The sequence below is a fragment of the Streptomyces otsuchiensis genome, assembly GCF_004305975.1.
GTDB classification, from domain to species: domain Bacteria; phylum Actinomycetota; class Actinomycetes; order Streptomycetales; family Streptomycetaceae; genus Streptomyces; species Streptomyces otsuchiensis.
In genome coordinates this window covers 1-2760 of sequence record NZ_BHZI01000441.1, presented here as the reverse complement: position 1 = coordinate 2760, position 2760 = coordinate 1, and the positions used below count along the sequence as shown (strand labels likewise).

Below are 2760 nucleotides of genomic sequence, written 5' to 3'. Positions count from 1 at the left end.
GTGGGCTGTCGTCGGCGGCGCGGGAAATGGACCGGCCGTCGGGGTTCGGTGCCTCACCGGCCAGCGGTCCGGCGTGCCAGCGGCGGCGTGCCGCGCGGCGCACGGCGGGCGCGGCGAGCAGCCCGAGCACCATCGCCAGCAGCAGGCCGCCGCTCCACGCCAGCGCACGGGACTCCGAGGCGCTGAGCAGCGGCGGCCGGTGGGGCAGCGGCTGCACCTCCAGGGCGGCCGCCTCGCCCGCAGCCGCCGGCGGGGCGCCGGGCAGATGGGTGAGGGCGCCGAACGGATCGACGATCCCGGCGCCGGTGCGGTCGTTGCGGCCACCGCCGACGGGGGCGGCGGAGCCGGTCAGCCGCTCGGCGACCTCGGCCGCCGACAGGTCGGGGAACCGCGAGCGGACCAGGGCGGCGGCGCCCGAGACCTGGGCGGCGGCGAACGAGGTCCCGCCGTCCGCCCGGTAGCCGGAGCCGCCGGGCGCGATCAGCGGCAGCGCCTCGCCGTAGGCGGCGAGGTCGACCCAGGGGCCGCTGTTGGAGGACTCCAGCGGCTGACCCGCGGCGTCGACCGCGCCGACCGCGATGACCCCGGGGTAGGCCGCCGGGTAGACACGGCCGCCCGAGGGGCCGCGGTCGCCCTCGTTCCCCGCCGCGGCGACCACCACGATGTCGGCGGCCACCGCGCGGGCCACCGCCTCCCGGATGCTCCGATGGTCCTGGACCACGGCCAGCGAGAGGTTGAGGACGTCCACGTCCGCGCCGACGGCGTCGTCGATCATCGCGGCGACCGTGTTGTGCGTGACGTTCTCGATGCCGTCGTGGACCCGGACGGGGTAGATCCGCGCGGAGGGCGCCACCCCGGTCATCCGGTCGCCCTCCGCGCGACGGGCGGCGACCAGCCCGGCGACACCGGTGCCGTGACCGGCGCAGTCCTGTGCGGGGGCGGGAGCGCTGCGGACGAACTCCCGCTCGTCCGCGACCACCTGGAACTCACTGCCACCCAGCACCGCGTCCCCCAGGTCGGGATGGCTGGAGTCCACCCCTGAGTCGACGACGGCGACGGTCACCGAGCGGCCGGTCGACAGGTCCCAGGCGTGCCGCAGTCCCAGCAGGTCGATCAGCGGATAGGGCCCGGCGTTGCCGGCCAGCTCCTCGCCGGTGACCTGCTGACGGCACTCCTGGGCATGGGCGTCGGCGGCCGCGCCCGGCACGACCAGGGTGCCCGCGGTGGCGGCCACCGCCAGGGACAGGGCCAGCAGGAGTACCGGCGGCCGGCGGCGGAGCCGGCCGGTGGCGCGAGTACCGTGCACGCCGCTCACACCTTGAGGTCGAGGAGCGTGCCGTACACGCCCCACACGGCCAGGACCAGCGGGATGACGGAGAGCAGGATCGTGGTCTCCAGCATGTCCAGGCCGCGCGACGCACGCGGGTTCAGCCGCTGCCTTCCGGCGAACAGGCCCACCGCACCCGAGACCAGCGCCACCAGCAGCGCCACCGGCATCACCACACCGAGCAGCGGCACGCTCTCCCCCACCAGCCGCAGCACCGTGAACGCCGCCGCGCCCGCTGTCGCGAGGAGCGCCGTCACCAGCGGTATCAGCGCCTGGGCGGCGTCCTTGAACAGCCGGGCACGCAGCAGCACCAGCACCAGGAGCACCACGCCGAGCACCGACGGCCACAGCTCCCCCGAGGCGAACAGCACCAACGCACCGCCACCGGCCACCAGATGGCAACCGGCCACCATGCCGACCAGCAGGCGCCGGGCCCGCTCGATCCGGGCCCGCAGCACGCCGTGTTCCAGCTGGCTGGGCAGCCGCTCCAGGTCGTCGGCGTCACCGGCGACGAACGGGGCGGGCGTGCGGGCCAGCCGCAGCGCCACCGTCGGCAGCGCCGTGGTCAGCGCCAGCGACAGCGGCGCCGCGACCGACGCCGCCCGGGCCGGGCTCACGCCCCAGACCGCGCAGATCAGAGCGCCCACGCAGCCGAGCACACCGGCCACCACGATCGCGGTGAAGGTGCCGTCACCACCGCCGACCACCACCGGCCCCAGCGCTCCGACCGCCGCCAGCACCACACAGGCCAGCAGCAGGTGCGCCGCGCCCGGTCCCTCCGAGACGCCGAGCAGCAGCACCGCCCCGGTCATCGCCGCAGGCGCGGCGAGCACCGCCGCGAACGTGCCGGCGGCCAGATCACCGAACGCCCGCGAGAGCAGCACGGCCACCGCCAGCGCGAAGGCCGCGACCCCGAGGGCCAGCGCACCCGGCAGCCGCCCGGGGGCGGCGGCCAGCGCACCGCACGCGGCGAGCACGGCCAGCGCGGAGAGCACCGCCGTCACCGCCCGGGTGGCACGCGAGGTCCACTCCGCTCCCGCGCCGTTCTCGGTGATCACCTCGACCACATCGTCGTACAGCGGCGCGGTGGCGTCGGCGGAGGCGTGCCGCACGAACAGCAGATCGCCCTCGCGGACCTGCTGCGCCGCCAGCGAGGAGGCCGGGTCCAGCCGGGACCCGTCCATCCGGCACAGCATCCAGCCGCCGTGCCGCACTCCCCCTTCGACACCGGGCTCCTCCCCGGCGTGGCTGAGCAGCGACGGCATCAGCCGGGCCAGTGGCAGGCCGGCCGGCACCGCGAGGTCGGCCCGCCCACCGCTGCCCGCCACACCGATCCGCACGAACTCGGCGCCACCACCCCCGCCGCCGCGTGCGCCGGGCGGAGCGGTCGTCGTGGGGCCGCCCGCGGGCGCGGGAACCACCGGGGGGGAGGG

2 protein-coding genes are annotated in these 2760 nt (G+C 76.9%); both read right to left on the bottom strand.

Translation table 11 applies throughout. The annotated features are described in order from the left end of the window. On the bottom strand, positions 1-1306 hold a 1306-nt coding region (locus tag E0D90_RS24840), incomplete at its 3' end, for a S8 family serine peptidase (protein WP_170215046.1). 5 nt (positions 1307-1311) lie between these two features. Then, on the bottom strand, positions 1312-2760 hold a 1449-nt coding region (gene eccD / locus E0D90_RS24835), incomplete at its 5' end, for a type VII secretion integral membrane protein EccD (protein ID WP_307721178.1).